The organism is Sulfobacillus harzensis (assembly GCF_012933365.1).
In the GTDB taxonomy this organism is placed as follows: domain Bacteria; phylum Bacillota; class Sulfobacillia; order Sulfobacillales; family Sulfobacillaceae; genus Sulfobacillus_B; species Sulfobacillus_B harzensis.
This window is the reverse complement of sequence record NZ_JABBVZ010000242.1, coordinates 1-1,680: the sequence shown is the minus strand read 5'-3', so window position 1 is coordinate 1,680 and position 1,680 is coordinate 1. Positions and strand designations below refer to the sequence as shown.

Sequence of the window (1,680 nt, the reverse complement as noted above, 5' to 3'; positions counted from 1 at the left end):
GTAAGCGTCAAACTGTCCCCACCTACCTTAGTTTTTTGGTTGAATCCTCTTGCTCTCGTAGATTTTTGATTCAATTCCGGGACCTCTGCGACCGTCTACACGTGATGAACGACCTCGCGAAGCCTACCAAAAGGGTTGCAGGGTCTATGCCCGAATCGTCCTGTGTTCAGGATGATGCCGTTCGCTGGTGCAGACGAGGGGAGCGGATACTTGTGCGCAGGGTCCCGTGTGGCTCACTACGAAAGAGCCTACACATGCCCGAATGGTGGGGATCCTCTCCCTCGTCCCAGACATCCCGGGATTTCAACAAGACAGTCTTACGCCGCGGCTGCGGCGGTCGACCGTGAAAAGGCCCGGTCGGCATCATAATGGGCTTGATGCCGTAAACACGCCCACGCGATCCGCAAGAGTTTGCAGGCCAGCGCCATCAACGCGGCCTTCGGCGCCAGCCGTTGCCGGAGTTCCTGATAGCGCGCACGCGCGGGGCCCTCATGGGCAATGGCCACCAACGCCGCTTGGTATAGCACCTGCCGGACTTGGGGCCGCCCGCGTTTCGCCACGTGGGATTTACCCTGATGCTTGCCGGAGTTGTCAGACACCACGTTCAGACCGGCCATGCGTACGGCCTGCTGAGGATGAGAGTAATCCGCGAGGTTCCCCAACTCACCCAACAGCGTTGCCGTGACCACGGGGCCAAAACCCGGAATCATGCGCAGGGCGTCCGCCCCCGGCACCGAGGCCACCAATTCCTGCTGCGCTGCTTCTGTGGCCGCGAGTGCGGCGCACGCCGCGCGCCAATGCCCCAAGTACGCGGCTAACTGGGCGCGCGCACTTGGGTGCCCGGGCACCCCAATGGAGTCGCGATAGGCGGCCATCAAGGCCGCCGCACGTTTGGGGCCGACCCGATGATGGGACGCCTCCAGCAAGCCCCTGACCAAGTCCTCGACGGGATGCGCCAACACGTCAGCCGGAAAGGGCACGGTGTCCAGCACCCACAAGGCCGCTAGGCCATCCCAGGCTTTGAAGACCCGCCGAAATTCCGGGGCATAGACATCAATCCATCCCTGAATGCGATTTTGCCAGCGAATGACGTCCGCCTTTTGCTGGCGCCGCGTCACCGCCAAGGTGGCCAGCTCGCTCCAGACTCCCTCACGCGGTGTCCAGTGCATGTACCGCCCCTCGGCGACCGCCCGGGCAATAATCCCGGCATCCTTGGCGTCGTTTTTGGAGGGCGTGTGGTCGTCGACTTCTTTGAGCTTATGCGTGTGCAACGGATTGACCAAGACGACGGTCACGCCGGGTTGTTGGCGCAGCCAGTGCGCCAGGGGCATCCAGTAGGGGCCGGTTGACTCGAGTCCCACGACGAGGCGCCGCCCGGTCGGGCGGCGGGTCCACATGGACTCGAAGCCGCTGCGGGTATTGGCAAACCGCACGGGCTTGCCCGCTGACAACCCGTTGGGCAGCAGCCACTGGATGTAATGCCAGCCTTGGGCCACGTCCACCCCTCCAATCACCGCGCCTTGTACCGCGGCTTTGCGTTGATCAATCGTCGATGTAGAATGCATCTATAAGTCCTCCTTGATCTGGTGTTGGGTCTGCACCATCAACAGTACCAAAGGGGGATTTTTTTCCTCAACTGTCACAGTACGCCGAAATCACATCTCTACAGGACGCTTCTCG

The 1,680-nt window shown here is 61.8% G+C and carries 1 protein-coding gene; it reads right to left on the bottom strand.

Features of this window, described 5'->3' with window-relative positions; genetic code table 11:
• Positions 1 to 317 precede the first annotated feature (317 nt).
• Entirely contained in the window at positions 318 to 1,565 is a 1,248-nt protein-coding gene (locus HIJ39_RS22750) for an IS110 family RNA-guided transposase (protein WP_169103311.1), read from the bottom strand.
• Positions 1,566 to 1,680 lie beyond the last annotated feature (115 nt).

Bases quoted from the DNA above. Each gene is read 5' to 3' on its own strand.
- HIJ39_RS22750 (WP_169103311.1), bottom strand. From the start codon at position 1,565: ATGCATTCTACATCGACGATTGATCAACGCAAAGCCGCGGTACAAGGC.